Origin of the sequence: Parapedobacter deserti, assembly GCF_042646065.1 — a bacterium.
Classification (GTDB): domain Bacteria; phylum Bacteroidota; class Bacteroidia; order Sphingobacteriales; family Sphingobacteriaceae; genus Parapedobacter; species Parapedobacter deserti.
The window spans coordinates 190,187-213,121 of the sequence record NZ_JBHRTA010000037.1 but is presented as its reverse complement, the minus strand read 5'-3'; the positions used below and the strand labels follow the sequence as shown (position 1 = coordinate 213,121).

23 protein-coding genes and 1 riboswitch are annotated in these 22,935 nt (G+C 50.1%); of the genes, 8 read left to right on the top strand and 15 right to left on the bottom strand.

Translation table 11 applies throughout. The annotated features are described in order from the left end of the window. Positions 1-110: 110 nt before the first annotated feature. The 13 genes from ACFOET_RS12650 to ACFOET_RS12590 form a co-directional block, all read right to left on the bottom strand. Positions 111-800, bottom strand: coding sequence for a GNAT family N-acetyltransferase (locus ACFOET_RS12650; RefSeq protein ID WP_379023168.1), 690 nt, complete (start codon positions 798-800; stop codon positions 111-113). A gap of 19 nt (positions 801-819) precedes the next feature. Next, positions 820-2,925, bottom strand: coding sequence for an ATP-dependent DNA helicase RecG (gene recG, locus ACFOET_RS12645; RefSeq protein ID WP_379023166.1), 2,106 nt, complete (start codon positions 2,923-2,925; stop codon positions 820-822). A 21-nt stretch (positions 2,926-2,946) separates the two neighbouring features. Further along, positions 2,947-3,846, bottom strand: a complete 900-nt coding sequence (locus ACFOET_RS12640; protein WP_379023164.1) for an EamA family transporter — start codon at positions 3,844-3,846, stop codon at positions 2,947-2,949. Next, the gene (locus ACFOET_RS12635; RefSeq protein WP_379023162.1) at positions 3,847-4,236 is read right to left on the bottom strand and encodes a RidA family protein; all 390 of its coding nucleotides are present in this window, start codon (positions 4,234-4,236) and stop codon (positions 3,847-3,849) included. A gap of 18 nt (positions 4,237-4,254) precedes the next feature. Further along, the gene (locus ACFOET_RS12630) at positions 4,255-4,395 is read right to left on the bottom strand and encodes a DUF6728 family protein (protein WP_379023161.1); all 141 of its coding nucleotides are present in this window, start codon (positions 4,393-4,395) and stop codon (positions 4,255-4,257) included. Positions 4,396-4,497: 102 nt separating this feature from the next. Beyond that, positions 4,498-5,373 (bottom strand): cupin-like domain-containing protein, encoded by an 876-nt coding sequence (locus ACFOET_RS12625; protein ID WP_379023160.1) that lies wholly within the window; start codon positions 5,371-5,373, stop codon positions 4,498-4,500. Between the two features lie 175 nt (positions 5,374-5,548). After that, entirely contained in the window at positions 5,549-6,505 is a 957-nt protein-coding gene (locus tag ACFOET_RS12620) for a gliding motility protein GldN (protein WP_379023158.1), read from the bottom strand. Positions 6,506-6,527: 22 nt separating this feature from the next. Further along, entirely contained in the window at positions 6,528-8,054 is a 1,527-nt protein-coding gene (porM, locus tag ACFOET_RS12615; protein WP_379023156.1) for a type IX secretion system motor protein PorM/GldM, read from the bottom strand. Between the two features lie 43 nt (positions 8,055-8,097). Further along, the gene (gene porL / locus ACFOET_RS12610) at positions 8,098-8,898 is read right to left on the bottom strand and encodes a type IX secretion system motor protein PorL/GldL (RefSeq protein ID WP_379023154.1); all 801 of its coding nucleotides are present in this window, start codon (positions 8,896-8,898) and stop codon (positions 8,098-8,100) included. A 52-nt stretch (positions 8,899-8,950) separates the two neighbouring features. Continuing rightward, on the bottom strand, positions 8,951-10,258 hold the full coding sequence (porK, locus tag ACFOET_RS12605) for a T9SS ring complex lipoprotein PorK/GldK (RefSeq protein ID WP_379023152.1): 1,308 nt from the start codon (positions 10,256-10,258) through the stop codon (positions 8,951-8,953). A 308-nt stretch (positions 10,259-10,566) separates the two neighbouring features. Continuing rightward, positions 10,567-11,340 carry a uroporphyrinogen-III synthase gene (locus tag ACFOET_RS12600; RefSeq protein ID WP_379023150.1) on the bottom strand — a complete coding sequence of 258 codons (774 nt, stop codon included), beginning with the start codon at positions 11,338-11,340 and terminating at the stop codon, positions 10,567-10,569. 10 nt (positions 11,341-11,350) lie between these two features. Further along, positions 11,351-12,334 (bottom strand): DUF4271 domain-containing protein, encoded by a 984-nt coding sequence (locus ACFOET_RS12595; protein ID WP_379023148.1) that lies wholly within the window; start codon positions 12,332-12,334, stop codon positions 11,351-11,353. 71 nt (positions 12,335-12,405) lie between these two features. After that, positions 12,406-13,803 (bottom strand): 3-keto-disaccharide hydrolase, encoded by a 1,398-nt coding sequence (locus ACFOET_RS12590; RefSeq protein ID WP_379023146.1) that lies wholly within the window; start codon positions 13,801-13,803, stop codon positions 12,406-12,408. Between the two features lie 132 nt (positions 13,804-13,935). Here ACFOET_RS12590 and ACFOET_RS12585 point away from each other — a divergent pair, with 132 nt between their 5' ends. Then, positions 13,936-14,271: an MGMT family protein gene (locus ACFOET_RS12585; RefSeq protein WP_379023144.1), complete on the top strand. Its 336-nt coding sequence runs from the start codon at positions 13,936-13,938 to the stop codon at positions 14,269-14,271. Between the two features lie 50 nt (positions 14,272-14,321). On the opposite strand, the gene hpt is transcribed toward ACFOET_RS12585, so the two are convergent. Both hpt and ACFOET_RS12575 read right to left on the bottom strand, forming a co-directional pair. Further along, a complete protein-coding gene (gene hpt, locus ACFOET_RS12580) occupies positions 14,322-14,867 on the bottom strand; it encodes a hypoxanthine phosphoribosyltransferase (RefSeq protein ID WP_379023142.1) in 546 nt (181 codons plus the stop codon). After that, entirely contained in the window at positions 14,864-16,969 is a 2,106-nt protein-coding gene (locus ACFOET_RS12575; RefSeq protein WP_379023140.1) for a transglycosylase domain-containing protein, read from the bottom strand. The genes hpt and ACFOET_RS12575 overlap by 4 nt, the downstream gene beginning before the upstream one ends. Positions 16,970-17,040: 71 nt before the next feature. Between ACFOET_RS12575 and ACFOET_RS12570 the strand changes: the two genes are divergently transcribed. From ACFOET_RS12570 to ACFOET_RS12540, 7 genes are all read left to right on the top strand, one after another. Then, entirely contained in the window at positions 17,041-18,102 is a 1,062-nt protein-coding gene (locus tag ACFOET_RS12570; RefSeq protein WP_379023138.1) for an Mrp/NBP35 family ATP-binding protein, read from the top strand. A 100-nt stretch (positions 18,103-18,202) separates the two neighbouring features. Then, positions 18,203-18,305: riboswitch (TPP riboswitch) on the top strand. Further along, positions 18,274-18,555, top strand: coding sequence for a sulfur carrier protein ThiS (thiS, locus tag ACFOET_RS12565; RefSeq protein WP_379023136.1), 282 nt, complete (start codon positions 18,274-18,276; stop codon positions 18,553-18,555). (Overlaps the previous riboswitch by 32 nt.) Positions 18,556-18,625: 70 nt before the next feature. Next, positions 18,626-19,234: a thiamine phosphate synthase gene (locus ACFOET_RS12560; protein ID WP_379023134.1), complete on the top strand. Its 609-nt coding sequence runs from the start codon at positions 18,626-18,628 to the stop codon at positions 19,232-19,234. Between the two features lie 63 nt (positions 19,235-19,297). Next, on the top strand, positions 19,298-19,969 hold the full coding sequence (thiE, locus tag ACFOET_RS12555; RefSeq protein WP_379023132.1) for a thiamine phosphate synthase: 672 nt from the start codon (positions 19,298-19,300) through the stop codon (positions 19,967-19,969). A gap of 12 nt (positions 19,970-19,981) precedes the next feature. Continuing rightward, complete coding sequence (locus ACFOET_RS12550) at positions 19,982-20,755, top strand: thiazole synthase (protein WP_379023130.1); 774 nt, start codon at positions 19,982-19,984, stop codon at positions 20,753-20,755. A gap of 12 nt (positions 20,756-20,767) precedes the next feature. Then, positions 20,768-21,877: a 2-iminoacetate synthase ThiH gene (gene thiH, locus ACFOET_RS12545; RefSeq protein ID WP_379023210.1), complete on the top strand. Its 1,110-nt coding sequence runs from the start codon at positions 20,768-20,770 to the stop codon at positions 21,875-21,877. A gap of 2 nt (positions 21,878-21,879) precedes the next feature. Further along, positions 21,880-22,932 carry a ThiF family adenylyltransferase gene (locus ACFOET_RS12540; RefSeq protein ID WP_379023128.1) on the top strand — a complete coding sequence of 351 codons (1,053 nt, stop codon included), beginning with the start codon at positions 21,880-21,882 and terminating at the stop codon, positions 22,930-22,932. Positions 22,933-22,935: the final 3 nt, after the last annotated feature.

Here is a 22,935-nt window from a genome sequence, read left to right as displayed (position 1 = left end):
GCCAACAGCCGAAAAACGTTGCACGCAATTTAGGGATACTAGACGAACGGGCATTGGTGATCGACCAACAGTTGGCGAATTAGACGAACGGGATTTTTTGGTAGACGAAATCAGCCGACGGCAGATGTGCGCTCGATGATATAAACAATCAATTCCTTCCGCTTTTCAAAGCCCAGACCGGTATACACCTTGATCGCTTTCAAATTGTCCGATTTTACGTGGAGAAAAGGGATTTCGCCTGCAGTTTTGATGCGCAGAATTTGTCTTGCGAGCAGTTGGGTAGCCAATCCTCGGCCGAGGTAGTCGGGGTGCGTGCATACGGCGCTGATTTCCGCATAGGGCTTGGGATGCATGCGCTGCCCGGCCATGGCGACCAGCCGATTGTTTTCATAAATGCCTTCATAGTGGCCAAATTGTATGGTCCGCTGTTCAAACGGGCCGGGATTCGTGAGCCGGGTGAGTTCCAACATTTGCGGTACATCGGCCTCCGTTAGGGGGGTGACGCGGGCAGCTACGGAAAGTGGCCGTGGCTCGGAGCCGCTAACCATTTGCCATACCGGTACCGCTTGCAGGATGTTCCAACATGGGGGCAGTGCAATCGATGTCGGAGACACCAGGGCGAAGGGGCCGTCGAAGGGAAGGAGGCTGTGCATATGCTCCAGCAGACTGGCCGTGTTTTCCTTTAGTCCGACAAACGGAGAAACGTCATTCCAAAAGAAGCGCACCGTGCGGTCGCCGTGCGCCAGTAACTGGTTGCCAGAGTTCAAGGCATGCCAGGCAGGGTTATCTAAAATATGCATGATTATAGTCGTTTCGTCCTTACGATATCTTTTCCCAGCCGATCCCGGCATCGCTTTTAGCGAAATATGCCCTAAGCCGTGCGTTTTCTGGTTTTGTGAGCCGCGGGTCTTCGTTGAAAATGCGGATTACGCTACCGCGTGCCTCCGCCAGCAAGGCATGGTCTGCGGTTAGATCGGCGAGCTTGAGATCAAGTACACCGCTTTGCTGAGTGCCAGCGATGTCTCCGGGGCCGCGCAATTGCAGGTCTACTTCGGCAATTTCAAAACCGTCGTTTGTACGGACCATGGTTTCCAGGCGGAGTTTGCTTTCCTTGCTCAGTTTGTCGCCAGACATCAGGATGCAGTATGATTGCTCAGCGCCGCGGCCCACGCGTCCTCGCAGCTGATGCAACTGCGACAACCCAAAGCGCTCTGCGTTTTCGATGATCATAACCGTGGCATTGGGGACGTCTACACCTACCTCAATAACCGTGGTGGCTACCATGATCGGCGTTTCTCCCTTGACGAAGCGTTGCATCTCAAATTCCTTGTCTTTGACCGGCATCTTGCCATGCACAATGCTGATCGGATATCTTGGCAGGGGAAATTCATTCCGCAATGTTTCCAGCCCAGCTTCCAGATACAAAAGATCCATTTTTTCGCTTTCCTTAATGAGCGGATACACGATGTACACCTGTCTGCCCTTGGCAATTTCTTCTTTCATGAAACCAAACATGCGCAGGCGACTGCTTTCATAAAGGTGCAGCGTTTTGATGGGCTTGCGGCCCGCAGGCAGCTCATCGATGACCGAAATGTCAAGGTCGCCGTACAAGGTCATGGCGAGCGTGCGTGGTATAGGGGTGGCCGTCATGACCAGCATATGAGGAGGGGTGCTGTTTTTGCGCCAAAGTTTGGCACGTTGCTCCACCCCGAAACGGTGCTGCTCGTCGATAACGACCAAGCCGAGATTTTTGAAGCGTACCGTATCCTCGATCAAAGCGTGCGTACCCACTAAGATATCGAGCGTGCCGTCTTCCAGCTGTGTATGGATGATGCGACGGTCTTTTTTGGGCGTAGATCCTGTGAGCAGTTGCACAGCAGCAATCTTGTTGCCCAAGAGCTTTCTGATGCTGTGGTGATGTTGCTGCGCTAGTATTTCGGTAGGAGCCATCAGGCAGGCTTGGAAGCCGTTGTCTGCAGCGAGCAGCATGCTCATCAGCGCCACTACGGTTTTTCCGCTGCCCACATCGCCCTGCACAAGCCGGTTGAGTTGCGCACCTGTTGCGGTATCTTTCCGAATTTCTTTGATTACCCGTTTCTGGGCATCAGTGAGCGAAAACGGGAGCTGCTCGTGATAAAACGTATGGAACCGCTTGCCTACGGTATCAAACCGGTGTCCTTTAAATTTCTGGGTGTTCAGCAGTTTGTTTTTCAACAATTTCAGTTGTACGAAAAACAACTCATTGAATTTCAACCGGTGTATTGCTTGCGAGAGTTCCTGCTGATTTTTCGGGAAGTGGATCGCGACCAAGGCTTTCGGAAGGGGCATTAGTCCATGGCTTTGGAGCAGGTAGTCGGGCAAGTCCTCCTCAAGTTGGTGCGCAATGGTTTCTAACAAAGTCAACGCTAGCTTTTGGATACCGCGGCTGTCAAGCGTAAACTTTTTTAGTTTTTCGGTAGAACTATATACGGGCTGCAGACTCATATTGCCGGCTTGCTTTGCGCCCGGTTGATACAACTCCATTTCCGGATGTGTCATCGATAGCTGATCGTTGAACAGGCTAGGCTTCCCGTAAACAACATACACGGCCCCCAATTTCAAAGATTTTTTGAGCCAGACGGTGCTTTGGAACCATACCAGCTCCATGATGCCGGTGTCGTCCCTGAAATGCGCAACTAGGCGCTTGCTTCTACGCTCACCCAATTCCTCCATGTGCATCAAGCGGCCGATGACCTGTGCTGCTGGCATATCGGGGTGCAACTGCCGGATTTTATGAAATCGCGTGCGGTCAATATAGCGAAACGGATAATAGTTGAGCAGATTGCCGAAGGTATGGATATCCAATTCGCTTTTGAGCACTTCAGCACGGCTTGGACCCACGCCTTTCAGGTATTCTATGGGTGTTATGGTACTCAGCTGTGTCACGGCTACGTTCCTTTCAGCGGGTCATGCGAATTTATGAAAAACTTTGCGAAACGTGTTCCAATTGAAAAGCAACACCGCCACCGAAAGAATGCCGTAAGCCAGCAAGTGGTGCGTACTAATGCGCTCATGAAAATATAATACCGCTACAATAAAGGCTACGATGGGGTTGATATAAATGAGGATGCCAACCGTGGATGAAGACACGCCGTTGAGCGCATACATGCTCATGTATAAGGGGATGATGGTAAAGATGACCGCTATCACGACAATGTTGATCCAAAAATTCGGATCGAGTGGGATCGGGTGTTGCTGCCACAGCAGAAAAGGTAAGATCAGGAAACCGCAGACGGTGAGTTGCACGGCCAGTAAGTTGAGCCTGTCCACGTCCCGGAGCACGCGTTGAACGACCAAATACAGGGCATAAAATGACGCAATGGCCACGGACCAGGAGACCTCATAAAAGGAGCCGCTGGCAAGCATGGCTACGCTGATAAAGGCAATGCCGATGCTGATCTTTTTGACAAGCGACAAGTCTTCCTTGAGCAGGAGAAACCCGGCAAGCGTGGTAAGCAATGGACAGACCAAGTAAGCAAAGGCAGCCGATTGAATACTCACATGGTTGACTGCATAAATAAAGCAAAACCAATTGCTGATAATGAGAAGGCTGGCAGCCAGTGTAAGCCATCCCAGTTGGCGCCGTAAGGGCGGCTGAAGGCTTTTGATATGCTTGATATCGCTGTGCAAGACTTTTCTTCGAAACGAAAAAATAAATAGCCAGATCAAAATCACAGACGCGAAAATCCGGTAATAGAGAATGTCTTCAGCGGGCCACTCCTTGATTCCGCGTAGCGGAATGGCCATAAACCCCCAAAGCGCCGCCGCTAAAAAAGCCGCCAGAAAATATTTAATACGGCTTCGCATTTACGCTTTCCACGCAATGACAGAGATTTCTACATTCACATTTTTGGGGAGCCCTGAAACGGCTACCGTTTCCCGTGCAGGGGCCTGCTCGGTGAAATACTCGCCATATACCGCATTGACCGCACTGAAGTCAGCCATATCACGCAGAAAAATTGTGGTCTTGACGACATCGTTAAAAGCGTATCCTGCCGCTTTCAGCACGGCTTTCAGGTTCTTCAATACTTGGTGCGCTTCATCAGCGATGGTGCCCTGCACCAATCCGCCAGTCTCTGGCGACAGGGCGATCTGCCCGGATACATAAAGTGTGTTACCAGCCTTGATGGCTTGGTTGTAGGGACCTATTGGGGCCGGTGCTTGTGAGGTATTAATGACTTCTTTCGGTACTGACATAGCATTAAAGTTGTGTAGTCAACTAAAAAAAATGCGTTCTATGATTTTATAAAGGATGGCCAGCAAAAACAAGGTGATGGCCGTCACATTGATGGCATGCATCACGCGCAGGTTGAAGCTGCGGGGGCGATCGGGATCTTTTTTCCTAAAAAAATACATGACGATACGAAGTTTCGGCCTTAACCATCAAAAAGAATTGCTGCCGGGCAGTTCTGAGAAAGATACAACCACCCAAGGCGCCTTCCAGGGTGGTCGCAGATGTTAATCGAAATACTGCACTTTTTTCAACGCTCGCTCCGCCCGTCGGTTTGCTGTGTCGATCTTGTAATGAAACCAACGGTCCTTAAAGATCTTTCGCATGGTATTGTCAAAATGGCGGGTGATGACAAGATTGCGGAATCCGCGCCATCTGTCATACACTTTAGAAGGCAACGCCCGTACACTGATCGAATATCCTTCAGTAACGTATTGGATGTAGTGCCACCAACCAGAGGGCATAAACAGCGTCTCGCCCGGATGTATCTCGGCTTCATAGCCATCGAGGTACTTCAACGCAGGGAATTTGTTATAGTCTGGATTTCTGAGGTTGGCGATGCTATGGAAATTATATGGCAGCTTGTACATCAAATCCGACTGGTCCAATGGGAACAGCCAAATCCTTTTGATACCCTTGTACTGGGTGAGAAAGACGTGTGACATGTCGATGTCAAAGTGGTTGCGAGTGCTGGAGCCTTCGCCTCCAAAAAAAAGATAAGGCAACCACTGTAGTACCTTGCCGCCCGTTACGTCATTGTAAATCAGATCATGGTTGAGCTCCGGCTTCAATTTCATGAGGTTGAACAAAAAGATGCGCAGATCTGTCGGCTCGCGCTCAATCATATCCAGGTACTCACTGAACTTCATTTTTGCAACAGGAGCGCTGGCAGCGCGGTCATTGGACGCATCCTCCCTCCCATGCAACGAAATGACGATATCTCCGGCTATTTCCTTGAAATAGTCATAATTCCATTTGCTCCAAGCAGGGCTTTCCTTGCTAACGAAATCATTCATGATTACGGGTACCCCCTTATTCATGTAATCTTTGATGAAGTCAGCCGAGCGTATCCCGGAGATTTTTTCTACTTTTTTGAGTTGCACGACCTTATAGCTAGTTTGAAATAATTGTTAACGCATAATGCAAACTTAAGGAAACTTCATCTCCCCCAATATGAAGTACATCAATTTTACATTAACATTATAAAAAAGACACAACTATTTACGTGCCAAAAAAATAACGGATGACAGCATGTGATGAACCATTTGGCGCTGACCGTTAGTATGACCATAAATCCTGCTCGAAATCAACAAGGCTCTTTTTGATGCGTTCAGCCTCATACAGCCGTTCCAGGCCGTTGTCAATATAGTCACGGATGCGCAGATCTTCGGGGTTGGACTGTTTTACGATGTAGCTGGAAAAGAGACGCTTAATGAACACGTCATCATAGCTGAGTCCTGTAGCATCATTATGGCGGGAGGTGACTTCCTTATTGACGAATATATGCCTCGCTTCGGGGAAATAGATCCAGAATGCTGGATAAGCATCAGCTGCAATAGCCGGTGAGTCGCCACCTGTGGGCATGCCGGAAATATCCGGAGGCACTTCTCCCCCGAAATCGCCGGTGCCTCCGCCCGTAATTTCATCGATTTTCGGTGAAACCAACGGCGCAATACCAATGATACGCGGCTCGAATACCGACCGCTGTTTGTCAAATATCCAGTCTTCCTTGATCCGGAAACGTACGACGTCATCCGGATCGAATGCGGCGGCTTCGAAGTGCGATGCAATGACATTGCCGTCTTCGTCATACTCTTCCACCAGTGTGCTGTCTGATCCAAACCTTCCCAGCACCTGATCAGGCGCGAGGCGCGTTTTAAAACTGTCGCCCGTCGGGTCGCCTTCGGTCGGGGTAGGGTCGTAGGCCGTGAGTTCGCCAGCCAATACAGCTTCCATGATCACGTCGATCAGCCTTGATTTCGGCGAGGCATATAAGCTGTTCATTTTTTCCCGCACGTCAAACTCACGCCATATGCGCTTTACGTAGGCTGCATCGGTGGGGCGGATGATTGAATATGGCACCACTTCCCGATCCAAAATGTCGGATTTTACGTAATACCCGTCGACGGGTGGCTCTTCCGCCGCGATAGGCGTTGTGCTGTTGGAAAGATTACCCTGCTGGGCAGACACTGTAAGCCCAGCAGCCAACAATGCTAAAAGACCATACACTTTCATGATCACCTCCTTTTAACCAAAATCAATTGACCCGGAACGATATCGGATCCAATTCTTGCTGTACCCCGTCAGGGCCCACAGCTATAATGTTGTAAAAAAACACAAAAGAACCGGGGGCTACCGAGCTCAATGCATTTTGCATCGGCCCCGAAAACGTGCCATCGGTGCCTTGATAAGGCCCCATCGGGTCTACCCTGGGCTTCTGGATTAACATTGAAAATCTCGAGATATTGAACTTAGCATCAAACTCGAAATCGTCAAGCGCAGCGAAAATCCGGTTTTGGCTCTTTATTTGGGCTGCTGCGACGGCACCTCCGGGACGACCGGCAACCCGTGCCTGAGGTTTCGGAATGCGCTTAACGCGGAAATTGGTAGAACCAAGCGACTGGGTTTGGTCGCCTATCCGTGCCGATACGTTAATGCTCGCCGTACCTGGCTGCGTGACCCTTGCCACATACTTGCCACCCGATCCCGATACGGTAACCCCTGATCCACTCACGGACAGGCTTTCTTTCGGTATGCCGGGGGCAGACACCGAAATGGGATTGTCCACACCGATATACAGCACATTCATCGCGTCCGGCGATACAACTGCCGAAGGCCGCGCTACCTGATATGTCTGCGGCTCCGTCACATATTCCTTGACAGTACCGTCCGTTTGTTTCACGCGGATAGTGCCCGTCCAATTGTAGACGCCTTCGCTGGACGTGTTGACCGAATAGGTGGCTTGGCCGTCAGTCACGGGCAACGTGTTGCCGCCCACCGTGATCTCCGGGTTGGACTTAGAGTCATAAGCCGTCAGAAATATCTTGGCAGTATAAGGCTGCCCCTGAATGACATAAGACGATGGCGCAACAGCAACAGCGGCAAACCGGTCGAGGTTTACCACGGCCATATCCATCTCACCGAAAATGTGCTTGACAACAGCTGCTTCAGCATTCTTTACATCCGTCTTGATTTTTTCCAATGCCGTAATCGCCGCGGTAAGCGGTATCCCGTCGCCAAAGTTAGCCTGCTCCCAAGATTTTTGGATACCTCCTCTTGCGGGCGGATCCTGGGCGTCGAGCGAGAAAGAAACTTCATTGTTGGTGAGTTCCAATAGTTGCTCGCGGGTGTCGTTGATCATGCTCCGAAGCCGCTCGGCTCGCTTTTCCTGCTGCCTGATCATGATGCGCGGGCTGACGCTGAGGTTGTCGCGCTTGCGGACGTCACCGGTCTTCTCGTTATACCCGCCTCCTTCATGTTGTAAAATGAGCTGAAGCGAATCGATGTAACCTGAAAGGTTATTCGCCAATTGGCTGGCCCGCTCGGCGCGTTCAAGTATTGGTTGAGCCCTGTCGGGTTCGTCCTTTAATTTTGTTGAGCGGAAAGCATTGAACATGTTGTCGATGCCTTCCTGGGTATTTTGGGTAGAGGTACCCAAGCTAATTGCCAAGTTTCGAAAAGCATCCAATACCGAGTCGCTGACGTTCAATGCTACTAATCCCAATAACACCAAGTATAGGATACCCATCATTCGTTGCCTTGGTGTCTGTTTTCCTCCTGCCATTGCGTAATTTATTATAAGATTTGCCGCTACTACTTACTATAAATTACACCCTCGGCTGGTTCATTGCAGACAGCATGTTGCCGTAGATCGCGTTGAGCGAACCTAGGTTCTTATTCAGCTGGCTCACCTGCTCCTTAAGTTGTTGCGTATCTGAGGCGGAGTCGCCAAAGGCCTGTAAGGTCTTCGATAGGTTGTCGTAATGCTGTGTGACGGATTTCAATTTTTCTCCAGCTTCCTTAAGCTCCAATTCATATACCGCGTTGAGCTGCTGCAGGTTGTTGGCCAGCTTGCCCACTTGTTTCTGATAGGTTTGGGCGTCTGTGCTGGCGTTACCGATATCTGCCAGGTCAGCAGATGCTTTTTCAAAAGCAACGTTGAGCTTGTCGAAGCTATTGGTGGCGCCTTTTACTTTGTCTGTAAACTGCGAGGTAGCCAAGGAGGCGTCCGAAACATTAGATATGGCGGCAACCTTGTCGCTGAATGCACGCAGCCCCTCGCCAAGCGTGCCGACGAGATCGGGGCTGATTTTGGCGTCCTGCAACATCTTATCAAGTGCGGCCGTGGTGCCAGCGGCTCCAGATACCGGGCGCGCGGCAAGCTGGGGAAGTTCACCCTGGTAATTGTCCGCCAGTTCAGGGTATACACGTGTCCAATCTACGTCTTTTTCCTCATTCTGAAACCCTAAAAGCAGGAACAGTATGGCTTCCGTACCAAGACCAAGTATAATCAGCCAATCCCCGGCTGGCCAATGTTGTAATTTGGCCATAAGGCCGATGATCACGACGGTTGCTCCCCATGAGACAATATTGTTGATGCCTACCTTAAATTTACGTTTTTCTGCCATGGTATTACGATGTGGTAATTAATGTCTAAAAGTCGATTATGAGTTTGTCTAATTAATTGTTCATTGGATCCACCCCTGGATAGGCTGATACGCTCCTGAAACCGATATAAGATTTGGCTGTGTCCTGGTATTCGTAGGCCCGGGCGGAGTTTTGCAAGAAGTACCCGATATCTTTCCATGAACCGCCACGGATGACCTTGCGCTTGAGGGATTGAGGATCATCCGGCCTGGCATCATATCGGTACGTCGGGTTCATATCGTGGACAAATGAGGAAGCAGATTCGTTGAAGGAGGATGAAGTCCACTCGGCCACATTGCCAGCCATGTTGTATAAACCGAAGTCGTTTGGGAAATAGGAATAAACCGGGGCGGTGTATGCAGCTCCGTCATCAATGTAGTTCCCTCTTCCCGGTTTGAAATTGGCCATCAGACATCCTTTCGCGTTGCGTGCGGAAGGTCCTCCCCAAGGATATGGCGAACCTACCCGACCCCCACGGGCTGCATATTCCCACTCCGCTTCGGATGGAAGCATGTATGGTTGCCTGATTTCCCGGCTTCCACCTCTCCGGCTACGCTGATGGTTTTCAAACAGCCGCGAACGCCAGATGTTGAAAGCTTGTGCCTGTCGCCAGGTCACACCTACCACTGGGTATTCATCGAATGAAGGGTGCGAGAAATATCCTTCTACCATAGGCTCGTTTTGCGCATAGCTGAAGTCGTTGAGCCACACGGTCGTATCCGGATATACGAGAATAGTGTCCCGACGAATAAAGTCTGACCGTGTTTTGGTTGGGTCGTTTTTTGCCGCAGTGGCTGCACGAAGGTCATACCATTCATAATGATAGCGCAGCAACCGTACATCAAGCTCATCTTTTCCGAAAATACGGTCTTCGCCCTGGTAGTACATCTGCCGGGTGCGCTCGCGCACCGCCTGGTCTTTCGAGTTCCACAGCGATCGCCGGCTGTTGTTTACCTTTGACCAATCAATGTATCGCTCATTGGTGCCTTCCACCTGCACAAAGTAGTTGTCGTCTTGCAGGAAATTGTAAATTAGTATCGAATCACGGACCCAATTGACGAATTGCCGATATTCGCTATTCGAGATCTCCGTCTCGTCCATATAAAAGGAAGAAATGGTCACCTGCCTGTTCTGTGCAATCTGTGCAAACGTAATGTCCTGGTCAGATTGACCCATGATAAACGTGCCCCCCGGAATAAGGACCATGCCGTGCGGCACCTTATTTGTCTTTAACCGCTCACGCTTGACACCGACAAGCTCACCACCTCCGGATCGGCTACAGCCAATCGAGCACACAGCGTATATAACAACGAATAGTACAGGTAAATATCTTTTATTCATTTAGATGTATATATAGCTACGGTGGAAGATGCCGTATGATTGATTTCGTAAACCCATGATTATTTAAATTTGTCGTAGTAACAAATTTCAGGCCGAAAAGACCTTATAAACAGCCTGCTTGCCCAAGCTCCACAAAACTAGTGATCTTTCCAACGTATTCAAAGTAGCAATTTTTAGTAGATGAATTAATCCATTATTTCCTATCGGAATAACGGGCATAAATTTATTAAAAGAAATGAGATTTCTTTTAATAGGGACACATATTTTTAAAAAGTTATTTTAGATGCTGCGCACGCAAACACACCGTGTTATTTATTTGCCTGCTTGATGTACTGTTCTACGGCCATGGTCATGCTGGGAGCTTCCGGCGTGGGAGCTGCGATATCGAGTATAAGCTTCCTGTCCAGTATCGCCTGATGGGTACTGGACCCGAAGGCTGCCAGCCGGGTGTTGCGTTGTTCAAAATCGGGGAAATTCTCAAACAAAGATTGTACGCTCGATGGGCTGAAAAACACAATGATATCGTAAAATACGTCCTTTAGGTCGGAAAGGTCACTGACTACCGTCCGGAAAAGTACTACGGGCGTTACATTATAGCCATTTTCCTGTAGCCAGTTATAGGTTTCTTCATTGGCCACATCAGCGCAAGGATACAGGAATTTTTCCTTGGCATGCTTCTTCAGCACATCGGCCAAGTCTTTGGCTGTCTGCTTGCCAAAAAAGATTTTACGCTTCCGGTACTGAATGTATTTTTGTAAGTACAGGGCGATGGTTTCGGACAGGCAAAAATATTTCATGTCGGCAGGCACCTCATAGCGCATTTCCTCACAGATGCGGAAAAAATGGTCCGCGGCATTACGGCTGGTAAAGATGACTGCGGTAAAGTCTGCAAGATTGATACGTTGCTCCTTGCGCACCTCGCGGGCGGGAACACCTTCTACATGGATGAACGCCCTGAAATCTAGCTTTAGGTTATATTTTTGCGCCAAAGCAAAGTAGGGTGACTTTTCATTCTCTGGCTTAGGCAACGTTACTAAAATGCTTTTTACTTTCTTTACTCTATCTGCTTCTGACACTTGCATATTTCTTACGTTAGTCGCCGAATACTTTTACCAAAATGAGTATCGGCGCGATTTCGAGGCAGCAAAGATACATAAATAAATAAAATTTTGAAAACCGATGGTTGGTCAACACATTGCTGGCCGTCTTGACAAACCGGAAAACAAACAGGCAAAATACGATTAGCAAGGTAAGGGGAACCACCCAGCTCATGTCGCTTCGTGGGACGAAACTTAATACCAGTACGATCGGGAGAAATACTAATGCAGCATTAAAATAACTTAAATATAATATTGATACGTACTCTCGCACGACGCGTTGCAGGTCAAATACGAACCCGAGGAACCGTGTGGTAATAATCTTGAGACTAAACAACAGCATCACAAACATGGAAATACCCATGAAAGCTTCTATTCCGCCACTGGATCCCTTGGATAGGTAGTAATGCTCTAAAAGATAAATAAACAAACCAACGGCGAAGCCAAACAGAATATATAGGAAGACAAATGGCCATGAACTATAAAGTGTATCTTCTTTGTTGATCTGCAATAACATGCGGTCGTTGTAAAATGCCTGGATAATGGACGCCACTTCATTGGGGAAAGAAACTTTTACGATACCGAAAAATAGCAATAATAGTCCGATGACAGCTATAACCCACGGCTCACGGCTAGCCTTTTCCTCGTCAAATTCATGTTGGTTTTCAAGCGAGTGGGCAAAAGTCAACCAGCGCATGAAGTCTCCTTTTTCCACAACGAGCAGTTCCCGCAAACTGTCAGCGAATTGGTTCGGACGGTTTGGGTCGGGAAGGCTAATGTACTGCATCGAAAGGGAGTCCTGAATCTGCCTTATTGAATCGGCAGCCCGTTTGTTTTCGGCCAAGCGCGCCTGTCCATTGGCATCATAGGGGCGCGTTTCGGGAGCCTGCTGTTGCGCGGGAAACGCAATAGCAACGTGCAGCGGCGTAGCGACACACCACGGCAAAACGGCGACTACCAAAAGAAGAAAATACTTCATTTGTCGAAGTGTTAATCCGGCCGTAAAGTTAGGATATTTATTAGACAGCGCAGCGCCTCCGGCGCTTGCTTTTATAAGCTTCTGATTTTTATATTTCGAAAGCTTACCCGGTCGCCGTGGTCTTGCAAAAGGATGTGGCCGCTCGCCGCCTCGCCGAAATTCGTCCAGTTTTTATACTTACTGTCCCTTACCAGCGCTTTATACGCTGCAGAACCGCGCTTATACTGCACCACTTTTTCGCCATTCAGGTAGTGCGTGACGGTATTGTCAGGAAGTACTACGATCCGTCCTTTATTCCATTCACCGATCTTGCGTAGGGAGCGCTTGGTTTTTTGGGCAGGGATCAGGTCATAAAGTGAGGCCAGTGTCCGGTTGCCGCCCTTGCCCATTTTAGCATCTGGATGCCTTTCGTCATCCAGTATTTGGTATTCCAGTCCAATGGCCGAGCCGGAGTTGTTTTCAGACAAGGTGACAAAGTATTTCACGCCGCTATTGGCCCCTTCGGTGAGCTTAAACTCAAAAGAAAGGTCAAATGCGCTAAATTGATCCGCTGTTACGATGTCCCCGCCGTTGGAGGATTCTCCCCCGTCGGACGGCAGTACGGTGATTGTGCCGTCGTTTATTTCCCAGCCTTTTTTCGGGAAGGTGTTCTTATAGGCTCCCATCCAACCAGCATTACTCCGCCCGTCAAAGAGCAACTTATATCCGTTCTGTTCTTCGTAGGTTGAAAGGCTATTGGGTGTCAGATTTACGGTATAGATACCTTGCGGGAACTCCTGTGTCTGCAGGTTTTCGGTCTGTATCCGTAAGTTCCTGAAATACACTTTCTTCCCATCCAGCGCCTTGTCGCCGATACTGTGCACCTGCAAGCCGATAAAGCCTGTTGCATCAATGGTGTCCACCACGTGGGCTACCGGTACGCCGTTTATCCAAGTTTTGGTTTCATAGCCGATGGATTCAATCCGTATATGGTTATAACTATCCCGTTTATATGTTTTTTTAGCGTTCTCATTGAGGTCCAGTGGATAAAGCCATCCGCGGCGGGCTTCGTCATAGATTCCGCCCGTCCATGCCCGTTCAGTCGGATCTATCTCCACCTGACGGCCAAAGACACGCCCCCGCCCGTTGTTGGCGGTCTTGTCTATGTGACTTCGTATCTGGACGCCCGAGTTGGTTGCGTCTCCCTCCAGCAGTACTTCCAATTCCAAGATGAAATCGCCGTATTCCTTTTCGGTGATGAGAAAAGAATTTGGGGTGCCGGCGGTCATTGTGCCCACGATGGCTTCGTCCTCCACGGCATACGGTGCTTCGCCGCCTACGCGCGTCCACCCATCGAGTGTCTTTCCATCAAACAGCGGCTGCCAACCGTCGCTCGCGGTGCTTGTGCATGATGCCATTGCAGTCCAAACAAATAAAACGGTGAGGGATGCGTAGATTATCGCTGGTTTGGTGTGTCGTGATGTGTTCATAGCTTTTTTGTCTGCCAAATTGCTAGCTTTGCTGCTGATTATAATTGATTTCTGCATTCAATTATAGGGATTTTATTCGCGCTTTGAGGCGCGATGGGTAGTGTTTTTTTACGAAAACGATGTCGTAAGGTCATGGAAACAAAGCGAGATCACAGCTTTTTCGAGCAGGTATATCAGTTGGTCAGGCAGATTCCAGAGGGCCGTGTCACCTCCTACGGAGCAATTGCCCGAGCGTTGGGAAATGCAGGGTCTTCACGTATGGTCGGGTGGGCTATGCGGACCGCTCACATGGCCAAACCGCCGGTACCTGCCCACCGTGTCGTGAACCGCATCGGCATGCTAAGCGGGAAACGGGCGTTCGGAAGCTCAACGCTGATGCAGCAACTGCTGGAGAATGAGGGTGTGGAAGTGGTGGATGACCGAGTGGTTAATTTCGCTGCTGTTTTTTGGGCGCCATCGACCGGTTGACTTTCAGTAGCACATCCGTCGGCCGCATCCGAAACAGGCCAGATCGTCGTTCACCTATCGATGGTGATCTCACGGTAGATATCCGGCAGTGTCCGCCCCATTCCGTGGTAATCTAATCCATAGCCGACCACAAAATCATTAGCGATTTCAAACCCGACGTACGCGATGTTGTCAAAGCTATGCTGCACTGCGTGGGGTTTTAGCAACAAGGTGCAGACGGCTACCGAAGCCGGCTTCTGTGCGCTGACCAGATCAAGCGTATGCTTCAGCGAGTTGCCAGAATCGATGATGTCTTCCACGATGACTACTTCCCGGCCTTCCAGACTGATCTCGAGTCCGATGAGTTCCTTTACATCTTCGCGCCTCTCCGAGCCTTTATAAGAGGCAAGTTTGATGAATGAAACCTCGCAACCAATGTGTACCTGTTTCATGAGATCAGCCATGAACATGAAGCAACCATTGAGCACACCGATGAACACGGGTTGCTGGTTTTCGTAAGCTACGTTAAGCTGTATGCCAATGAGCCTGGTACGTTTCTTAATCTGGTGGTAATCGATGATTCGTTCGAAACTTTTCTGGTTTATCGTGATTTTCACGGGTTCTCCTCCTCTTGCTGGTCGTTTCGGAATATGCGGTCCAACAGACCGCGAACTTGATTCAGCTCCACTTCAAAATCCGTTGGCGGTACCTCCAATTGCAATGTGTCTATCGTAGCTGGTCTTGCCGGACGGAGTGCCTCGCGCAGACTGACTGTATAGAACCCGTAGCTGCCTGACGAGTCTGCCTGAACTAAACCTCTCCTGGCCATGATATTGCCGATATAGTTGAAATACGGTGTCATATATGGCTTTAGTCGGCCTTCGTGGTTGAATGAGTACAATCCCGTTTTAGGCCTTGGAACGATGCTTGCCAGGTAAATACTTTCTCCGACGGTTAGCTGCGAGGGGTGTTTGCTGAAATAGTAACGTGCTGCTTCTCCGATGCCATAGACATTGTGCCCCCATTCAATGATATTCAAATAGACCTCAAGCATCCGTTCTTTGCTTACGGCCCTGGTGCTTTCCATCAGCCATACGATGAGTATCTCCTCGAGCTTCCGTACCATGGTTTTGTTTCTGTTGAGGAATGCATTCTTGACCAGTTGCATCGAAATCGTACTGCCACCGCGTTTGAATGCTTTCTCCTTGTAGTTAATGGCAATAGACGATCGTATCGCCTCCTCTACGAACCCATTGTGGCTAAAGAATGACGGATCTTCAGTGGTGAGGATGGCATTCTTCAGGTTCGGGGATATTTCTGCAAGCGGCACAAACGCCGGATTTTCTGGGCCAACCACAATGTCACGCACAGGTTTTCCGTTCTCAAACGGCGTATACACAAACGTTGTATTTATTTTTTGAACCTTAGCATTACCCCAGGCATTGACTTTGAAGTCCTTTTGGATCATTTCAGAATCAAATTGCACGCTGTCCGGGCGTTCGGTATCCAGAAAGGCGCTCAGCTTATATTGGATTTTACCAGACACCCGTATCCCTTCGAGTGATTCAAAAAGACCTTTGGGAAACGAGTCAAATAGATCCTGTGCCTCCATTTCCGGAGTCTCCAACGAAAAAGCGTAGGTCTTGTCCGGCGTGGTGGTATAGCGGATATACGGATGCACCTCAAGGTTTTTAACGGTTACGGTTGACTTGTCCGAAAGTTCCACATGGTTCCCCCCAATAATTATTTCGCCTTCGGCATGGGCGTCAGGCACCGCCACATCCGTCTGTGCGATGCGCCAGTGATTGATGTTTAAGTTTTTTACGGCCCATTCACCCTTGATGTGAAGGAATTCGTTATTGGCCCAATAAACCTCGCGAAGCCGGGCCTCTACCGTATCGAAGCTGAGCTGCAGACCGAACTTTTGTTCAAGCAGCGGCAGCGCTACTTTATCTCCATTGGCGTGTACCCTTATATAAAGCTGGCGCCGGTTCGGATTGAGCTTCCCTGAAACTTGCCAAGCAGCTTTGCTGTCGTTGAGAAAGACAGCCGATGTAAGGTTGCCGTTATTGATGTCAGCCTCGGGAATGATAATGCGTTGTTGTATACTGTCATCGCGATAAGTCAGCAGGAAGTTGCGTAACTCCATGTTTTCCGGTATTTTGTAAAGTACGCTGTTAAGCATGCGGTTTGCAGCCTGCGCCATGTTGATGTTTTCAGCGGGTTGGGAGTTTTCGGATGCGACGGTGTCGGGCGCTTTAAAAAGAAAATCGTAGTTGCTGATGCTATCCTTTTTCATAAGCTGAATGCGGACATTGCGTGCGCGGACGCGTCCGAATTTCACATCACCGGTAATCAAAGGGAACAGTTTTACGCTGATTGCTACATCATCTACACGGGCCAGTTGGTTCCTGTCATGAGGAGTGGCACTGACATCCTCGAATGTGACAGTGGTCAGACCGGAGAAATAAGCCTTGCCGATAGCGAGGTCTATCTGGTGATCCCGGTTCATAGCGGCTTGCACCCGCGTTATGGTGGCTGCCAATAAGGCTTCACGCTTATAATAAGCGACCGCGAATGCAATGAGGCTACCGAAAGCCAATATACCCAAAATAATCCCGCCGATGACTAGCTGCCGTCTGGTGATTCTATCTAAAAAATGCCTAAACATACGATCCGTTACGGTGTATCCCGCACCTAAATACGGGATAATTATCATTAAAAACAAAGATATGACAAGTTTGTGTGCATGTTTCCGTAGCTTTGTGTTTCGCAAACTATAGTAGCGCAATGATTACGAAAGAACAGGTATTGCACGCATTGAGCCATGTGGATGATCCAGACTTGAAGAAAGATTTGGTGACCCTCAACATGATCAGAAACATAGAAATCACCCCATTAAAAATTCGTTTCGATGTGGTCCTTACCACGCCGGCTTGCCCTTTGAAGGGGCATATTGAGCATGCTTGCCGCAACGCGATTGCATTGTTCGTAGACAAAGATATCACCGTAGATATCAACATGACTTCTCAGGTAATGGGGTCAAAGGGTAGTCAGCTGTCCAACATCAAAAATATCATTTTAGTGGCGTCCGGAAAAGGGGGAGTAGGCAAATCTACTGTAGCAGCCAATCTTGCCTTGGCCCTGCAAGTGAACGGAGCAAAAACCGGCCTTATTGATGCCGATATCTACGGGCCATCGTTGCCCATTATGTTTGGCCTGGAAGGCGCGCGACCGAAAGCTTCCAAAACCCCAGATGGAAAGACGAAGATTGAGCCGGTAGAGAAGTTCGGTTTGAAGCTGCTTTCCATCGGGTTTTTCACGGATCCCAACCAGCCGGTTCCTTGGCGCGGCCCTATGGTCAGTACGGCTGTCAAGCAACTGTTCAACGATGCAGATTGGGGCGAATTGGATTATTTGGTGGTAGATTTGCCGCCCGGAACCGGGGATGTGCACATTACCGTGGCACAAAGTTTCCCTATTGCTGGAGCCGTCATCGTAACTACGCCCCAGAACGTGGCGCTTTCGGACGCCGTGCGTGGCATCGGCATGTTTCTGATGGAGTCGATCAACATTCCATTGCTGGGCGTGTTGGAAAATATGGCCTACTTCACACCAGCGGAATTGCCGGATCACAAGTACTTCATTTTCGGCAAAGATGGCGGCAAGCGTTTAGCCGAACGGTTTAATGCGCCCTTCCTCGGCGAAATTCCACTGGTTAAGAGCATCAGCGATTCGGGCGATAACGGCTTGCCGGTGATGATGGATGAGCATAGTCCCGCACGATCAGCATTCCTGGAAATCGCGGGTAGGGTGGCACAGCAGTTGGCGATAGTGCAAGCCGCCGTGTGAATTAAGTGAGCGGCTGCTCCTTCCGGCGCTGTCGCCGAAAACAAGACCATCTATTTCCAATCAATCATTGATATTATCTCAGAAAGTCTTACCTTTGGCTTCAATGCTTTAGGGGTGTCGCCCGCGTGATTGCCGGCGGCTGAGAATAACCCTCATAACCTGCTCAGGATAATGCCTGCGAAGGGAAAAGTAATGGATCTCTCACCTTTTGTGGTTCCTAAGGCATTATCAGAACATAATATGCCCGATATGGAAGTCATTATCAATCATCAGAAAATTTCCATCCAGCCAGACGCGTCGCTCGTAAAAGTGTTATGCGATTATGGTATTACACAGTCAAAGGGGATAGCCATAGCTGTTAATGAGTCCGTCATCCCGCAAAAGTACTGGGAAAGCACCTCGCTAAGACAGGGTGATCGACTAACGATAATCAAAGCGGCCCAAGGGGGATGATACAAACACCGCTTTCTCAATCGGGGAAAATCTATAGGTCTTGATTCCTAACGGGAAGATTACCGGCTATATGCAACTGACGGTCATTACACGGGAAGACTTTTTCAAAAGGGAGGCAGATATCATCAACGGCCTTTTCCAAACCGGATTAACGGACCTGCATCTCCGCAAACCTGGGGCAAGCGTGTACGAGATGCGGACGTTGTTGCGCGCGATTGACACCGGTTTCCATAAACAGATTATTATTCACGGCCACGATGTTTTATATCGGGAGTTTGGTCTGCTCGGTGTGCACCTTCGCCTGGACATATTGCTGGAAAAGCGGAGAATGCAGGATATCAGGTTAATCTCCTGTTCAACGCATACGCCTGCTGAAGTCGCGGCTGTCGCAGGTCTAGCCGACCGCGCATTTATCAGTCCGGTGTTTAACAGTATCTCGAAAAAAGGATACCGAAGCAATGCGGCATTGCTCGCAGTTCCCAAGCCCGAAGGGAAGACAAGGTGGGTGGCGTTGGGCGGTATAACGCCTGCGCGTTTACATGCGGTACACCGGCATGGCTACCGTAATGCTGCCCTTTTGGGCTATATCTGGGAAGGTGAGCATCCACAGCAGCGTTTTCAAGCGTGTCAGGCCGTAGCCGCACGTCTGCCGGCGGTAGCGCCACAATTTTTTTTGTAAAAGCTTACAACCGGATAGATAAAACCACGATAAGTTCATTGGCATTGAATACAAATTATTCGAATGAAAAAAATTGATTCGTTTCATTACATTACCCACCCGCTAACCGATTATCCCATTGCCCGGCAGGTAGACGATGTTTGCCGATGCGGTTGTACCTGGATACAATTGCGTTTAAAACAATCTGATACGGAAGAGCGGTTGGATACGGCGCTGAGCGTATATCCGGTGCTGAAGCGGTACAACGCTAAGTTAATTATCAATGATGACGTGCATGTGGCGCTGGCTGCTGACGCCGATGGTGTGCATATCGGTGCCAGAGACATGCATCCGTCCGATGCGCGGCACATGCTTGGCCCGAACAAAATCATCGGATGTACTGCCAATACGCTGGATGATGTGCTTAGGCTGAGCCAATACGACATTGACTACATTGGTGTGGGGCCTTTCCGCTTTACATCGACGAAGGAGAAGTTAAGTCCTGTATTGGGACGGGAAGGAATACACCGGATTGTAGCCGCTGCACGGATACACGGTGTCTGCCTTCCGATAATAGCCATAGGGGGAATTATGCCGAGACATATAGCTGCAGTGATGGAAACCGGTGTGCATGGCATAGCCGTCTCTGGAGCCATCTGTGGTGCCGACGACCCGTCCGCAGCAAGTCAAGCCATCATGAAACAGCTGGCCGACTATCGGTCCCCTACCGCCGATCACCAATCACCAAAACGATGAACGATAAAAACGATGAACGATAAACTTAAAATAGCTGACAAAACATTTTCCTCGCGCTTATTTGCAGGTACCGGAAAATTTGGTAACCACCAAGTCATGGAAGCTGCATTGCTGGCCTCGGAAACCGTGCTCGTCACGGTTGCGATGAAGCGTGTGGAGCACATGGGACGGGAAGATGATACCTTATTGCGGCATTTGGCGCACCCGCATATCCAGCTATTGCCAAATACCTCAGGTGTGCGTAACAGGGGAGAGGCGGTGTTTGCCGCGCAACTGGCACGGGAGGCCATGGAAACAAATTGGCTTAAATTGGAAATTCATCCCGATCCCAAGTACCTTATGCCGGATCCGATTGAGACGTTGGCCGCTGCCGAGCAACTGGTTAAGCTGGGCTTTGTTGTGCTGCCGTATTGCCACGCCGATCCGGTGCTGTGCAAGCGGCTGGAAGAAGTAGGCGTTGCCGCCGTCATGCCGTTGGGCGCACCTATCGGCAGCAATAAGGGGCTTGCGATGCAAGAGATGCTGCGCATTATAATTGATCAGGCGAATGTGCCGGTGGTGATCGATGCAGGGATCGGTGCACCCAGCCACGCCGCGCAGGCAATGGAATTGGGCGCAGACGCCGTGCTGGTCAATACCGCGATGGCTACTTCGGGCGACCCGGTGCAGATCGCCGAAGCGTTTAAATGGGCTGTGCGAGCAGGACGACAGGCCTTTTTGGCCGGCCTGCCCGGAGAACAGGCGGTTGTCTCGGCGACAAGTCCGCTGACATCGTTTTTGGATTGAATAGACAACATGATGTTTACACCGATATTTAACCAATACGACTGGAATGACCAACTGCGGTCTATTTACAGTAAAACCGGGGAAGATGTACTGCGTGCGCTGGCAAAGAAGCAACGTACCTTGGGCGATTTTCAAGCATTGGTGTCTCCGGCGGCGGCACCGTATCTGGAGCATATGGCGTTATTAAGCCAGCAGGCTACACAAAAGCGCTTCGGCAAAACCATTCAACTGTACGCACCGCTGTACCTTTCCAACGAATGCCAAAACATCTGTACCTACTGCGGGTTCAGCTTGGATAACAAAGTTCCGCGGAAAACGTTAACAGCCACTGAATTGCTTCAGGAACTGCTTGCCGTAAAGGCGATGGGCTACCAACATGTCCTGCTGGTTACCGGAGAGGCACAACAGGTTGTCGGCATGCCCTATTTCCGAAAGGTGCTCCCTTTGGTAAAACAGCATTTCCAGCTTATCGCCATGGAAGTGCAGCCTTTGGATGAAGCAGACTATGCCGAGCTGCATGCACTGGGAATACATACCATCCTGGTCTATCAGGAAACCTATCACCGGCAAGACTACCGCAAATACCACCTCAAAGGCAAAAAGTCTAATTTCGATTATCGGTTGGAGTGCCCAGATCGCGCTGGCCGGGCGGGAATCCACAGAATCGGTATAGGGGCACTGCTCGGACTGGATGATTGGCGTGCCGACAGTTTCTTTGCGGCGCTGCACCTGCAATACTTAGAAAAGACGTATTGGCGGAGCAAGTTTTCGGTATCCTTTCCCCGCCTGCGCCCGCATATAGGGGGGCTGCAGCCCAAGTCGGCCATTACCGACAAGGAATTGGTGCAACTGATCTGCGCATGGCGGCTGTTCAACTCGGAGGTGGAACTGTCGATGTCTACCCGTGAAAGCCCGCGGTTCCGCGACAACATCATCAAGCTGGGCATCACGTCCATCAGTGCGGGATCTAAGACCAATCCCGGTGGTTACGCCGTGGAACCCCAAAGTCTGGAGCAATTTGAAATCGACGATGGGCGCAGTCCGGCAGCCATCGCCCAGGTCATCAAAGAAGCCGGATACGAACCTGTATGGAAGGATTGGGACCAAGTTAAGTTTGTTTAATCATGACACAGCAATTGACCCACACGGAAGCCCGTTATTTTGACCGTCACCTCCAGCTGGCTGGCTTCGGCTTGGAAGCTCAAGAACGCTTAAAGGCCGCACGTGTGCTCGTCGTTGGAGCAGGAGGGCTGGGCTGCCCTGTGCTGCAATACCTGGCAACGGCTGGAGCGGGGAATATCAGCGTCATCGATGCAGACACGGTAAGTTACCACAACCTGCACCGGCAGGTGCTGTTTACGCCCCACGACGTCGGGAAAAACAAAGCAACAACAGCTGTGCGCCGGCTCGCAGCCCAGCAGCCTTTCGTGCAGTTCACTGCTTATGCGGAACGCCTATCGCCTGCAAATGCGCTGTTGCTCGTCGGTACGCACGATCTGGTGATAGACGGTACGGACAACTTCGAGACTCGATACCTGGTCAACGATGCCTGCGTCATCCAAAACGTACCTTTTGTCTCAGGAGCAATTGACCGCTATACCGGACAGGTATCGGTATTCAACTACCAGGGAGGGCCTACCTATCGTTGCTTGTATCCCGAGCCGCCGGGCGAATGCGGCTCATGCGCCCGGGATGGGGTGCTCAACGTGCTGCCCGGCATCATCGGAACGCTGATGGCCAATGAAGCGCTCAAAGTTTTGGGAGGATATGGCGAGCTGCTTGTGGGCAAGCTACTTTTGGTGGATATCCGTGGCAACGGTTATCAGCAGTTCAGTTTTTCAGCCGTTGAGGAGAACAGGCATATCCAAGCGCTGCAGGCTACTTATGCCCGGGAAGAGGCCGATGAAGTGCCCATTGAAGCAGCGCATATGGCGGAGCCGGAGGTCCCGTCCGCCGGCGCTCTACTGGTGGACGTACGCGAGGCATGGGAATACGAAGAAGGCCACGTGGATGACCACATTAACATTCCGATTTACCAGTTGCCGCATCGTGCTGCCGAATGGGCAGACAATGCCCGTCCGGTCTTGTTTTACTGCACCACGGGTAAGCGCAGCCGCATGGCAGTGGAGGTGGCCAGGGAACGCGGGGTTACTGCATACGCCAAGCGGTTGAGGTAGCCG

Coding starts and splice junctions, on each gene's coding strand:
- thiH (WP_379023210.1), top strand. CDS start 20,768: ATGTTTACACCGATATTTAACCAATACGACTGGAATGACCAACTGCGG.
- ACFOET_RS12620 (WP_379023158.1), bottom strand. CDS start 6,505: ATGAAAGTGTATGGTCTTTTAGCATTGTTGGCTGCTGGGCTTACAGTG.
- porL (WP_379023154.1), bottom strand. CDS start 8,898: ATGGCAGAAAAACGTAAATTTAAGGTAGGCATCAACAATATTGTCTCA.
- thiS (WP_379023136.1), top strand. CDS start 18,274: ATGCCTGCGAAGGGAAAAGTAATGGATCTCTCACCTTTTGTGGTTCCT.
- ACFOET_RS12560 (WP_379023134.1), top strand. CDS start 18,626: ATGCAACTGACGGTCATTACACGGGAAGACTTTTTCAAAAGGGAGGCA.
- porM (WP_379023156.1), bottom strand. CDS start 8,054: ATGGCAGGAGGAAAACAGACACCAAGGCAACGAATGATGGGTATCCTA.
- thiE (WP_379023132.1), top strand. CDS start 19,298: ATGAAAAAAATTGATTCGTTTCATTACATTACCCACCCGCTAACCGAT.
- ACFOET_RS12650 (WP_379023168.1), bottom strand. CDS start 800: ATGCATATTTTAGATAACCCTGCCTGGCATGCCTTGAACTCTGGCAAC.
- ACFOET_RS12600 (WP_379023150.1), bottom strand. CDS start 11,340: ATGCAAGTGTCAGAAGCAGATAGAGTAAAGAAAGTAAAAAGCATTTTA.
- ACFOET_RS12570 (WP_379023138.1), top strand. CDS start 17,041: ATGATTACGAAAGAACAGGTATTGCACGCATTGAGCCATGTGGATGAT.
- ACFOET_RS12630 (WP_379023161.1), bottom strand. CDS start 4,395: ATGTATTTTTTTAGGAAAAAAGATCCCGATCGCCCCCGCAGCTTCAAC.
- ACFOET_RS12550 (WP_379023130.1), top strand. CDS start 19,982: ATGAACGATAAACTTAAAATAGCTGACAAAACATTTTCCTCGCGCTTA.
- ACFOET_RS12595 (WP_379023148.1), bottom strand. CDS start 12,334: ATGAAGTATTTTCTTCTTTTGGTAGTCGCCGTTTTGCCGTGGTGTGTC.
- ACFOET_RS12590 (WP_379023146.1), bottom strand. CDS start 13,803: ATGAACACATCACGACACACCAAACCAGCGATAATCTACGCATCCCTC.
- ACFOET_RS12575 (WP_379023140.1), bottom strand. CDS start 16,969: ATGATAATTATCCCGTATTTAGGTGCGGGATACACCGTAACGGATCGT.
- ACFOET_RS12540 (WP_379023128.1), top strand. CDS start 21,880: ATGACACAGCAATTGACCCACACGGAAGCCCGTTATTTTGACCGTCAC.
- ACFOET_RS12585 (WP_379023144.1), top strand. CDS start 13,936: ATGGAAACAAAGCGAGATCACAGCTTTTTCGAGCAGGTATATCAGTTG.
- ACFOET_RS12635 (WP_379023162.1), bottom strand. CDS start 4,236: ATGTCAGTACCGAAAGAAGTCATTAATACCTCACAAGCACCGGCCCCA.
- ACFOET_RS12640 (WP_379023164.1), bottom strand. CDS start 3,846: ATGCGAAGCCGTATTAAATATTTTCTGGCGGCTTTTTTAGCGGCGGCG.
- porK (WP_379023152.1), bottom strand. CDS start 10,258: ATGAATAAAAGATATTTACCTGTACTATTCGTTGTTATATACGCTGTG.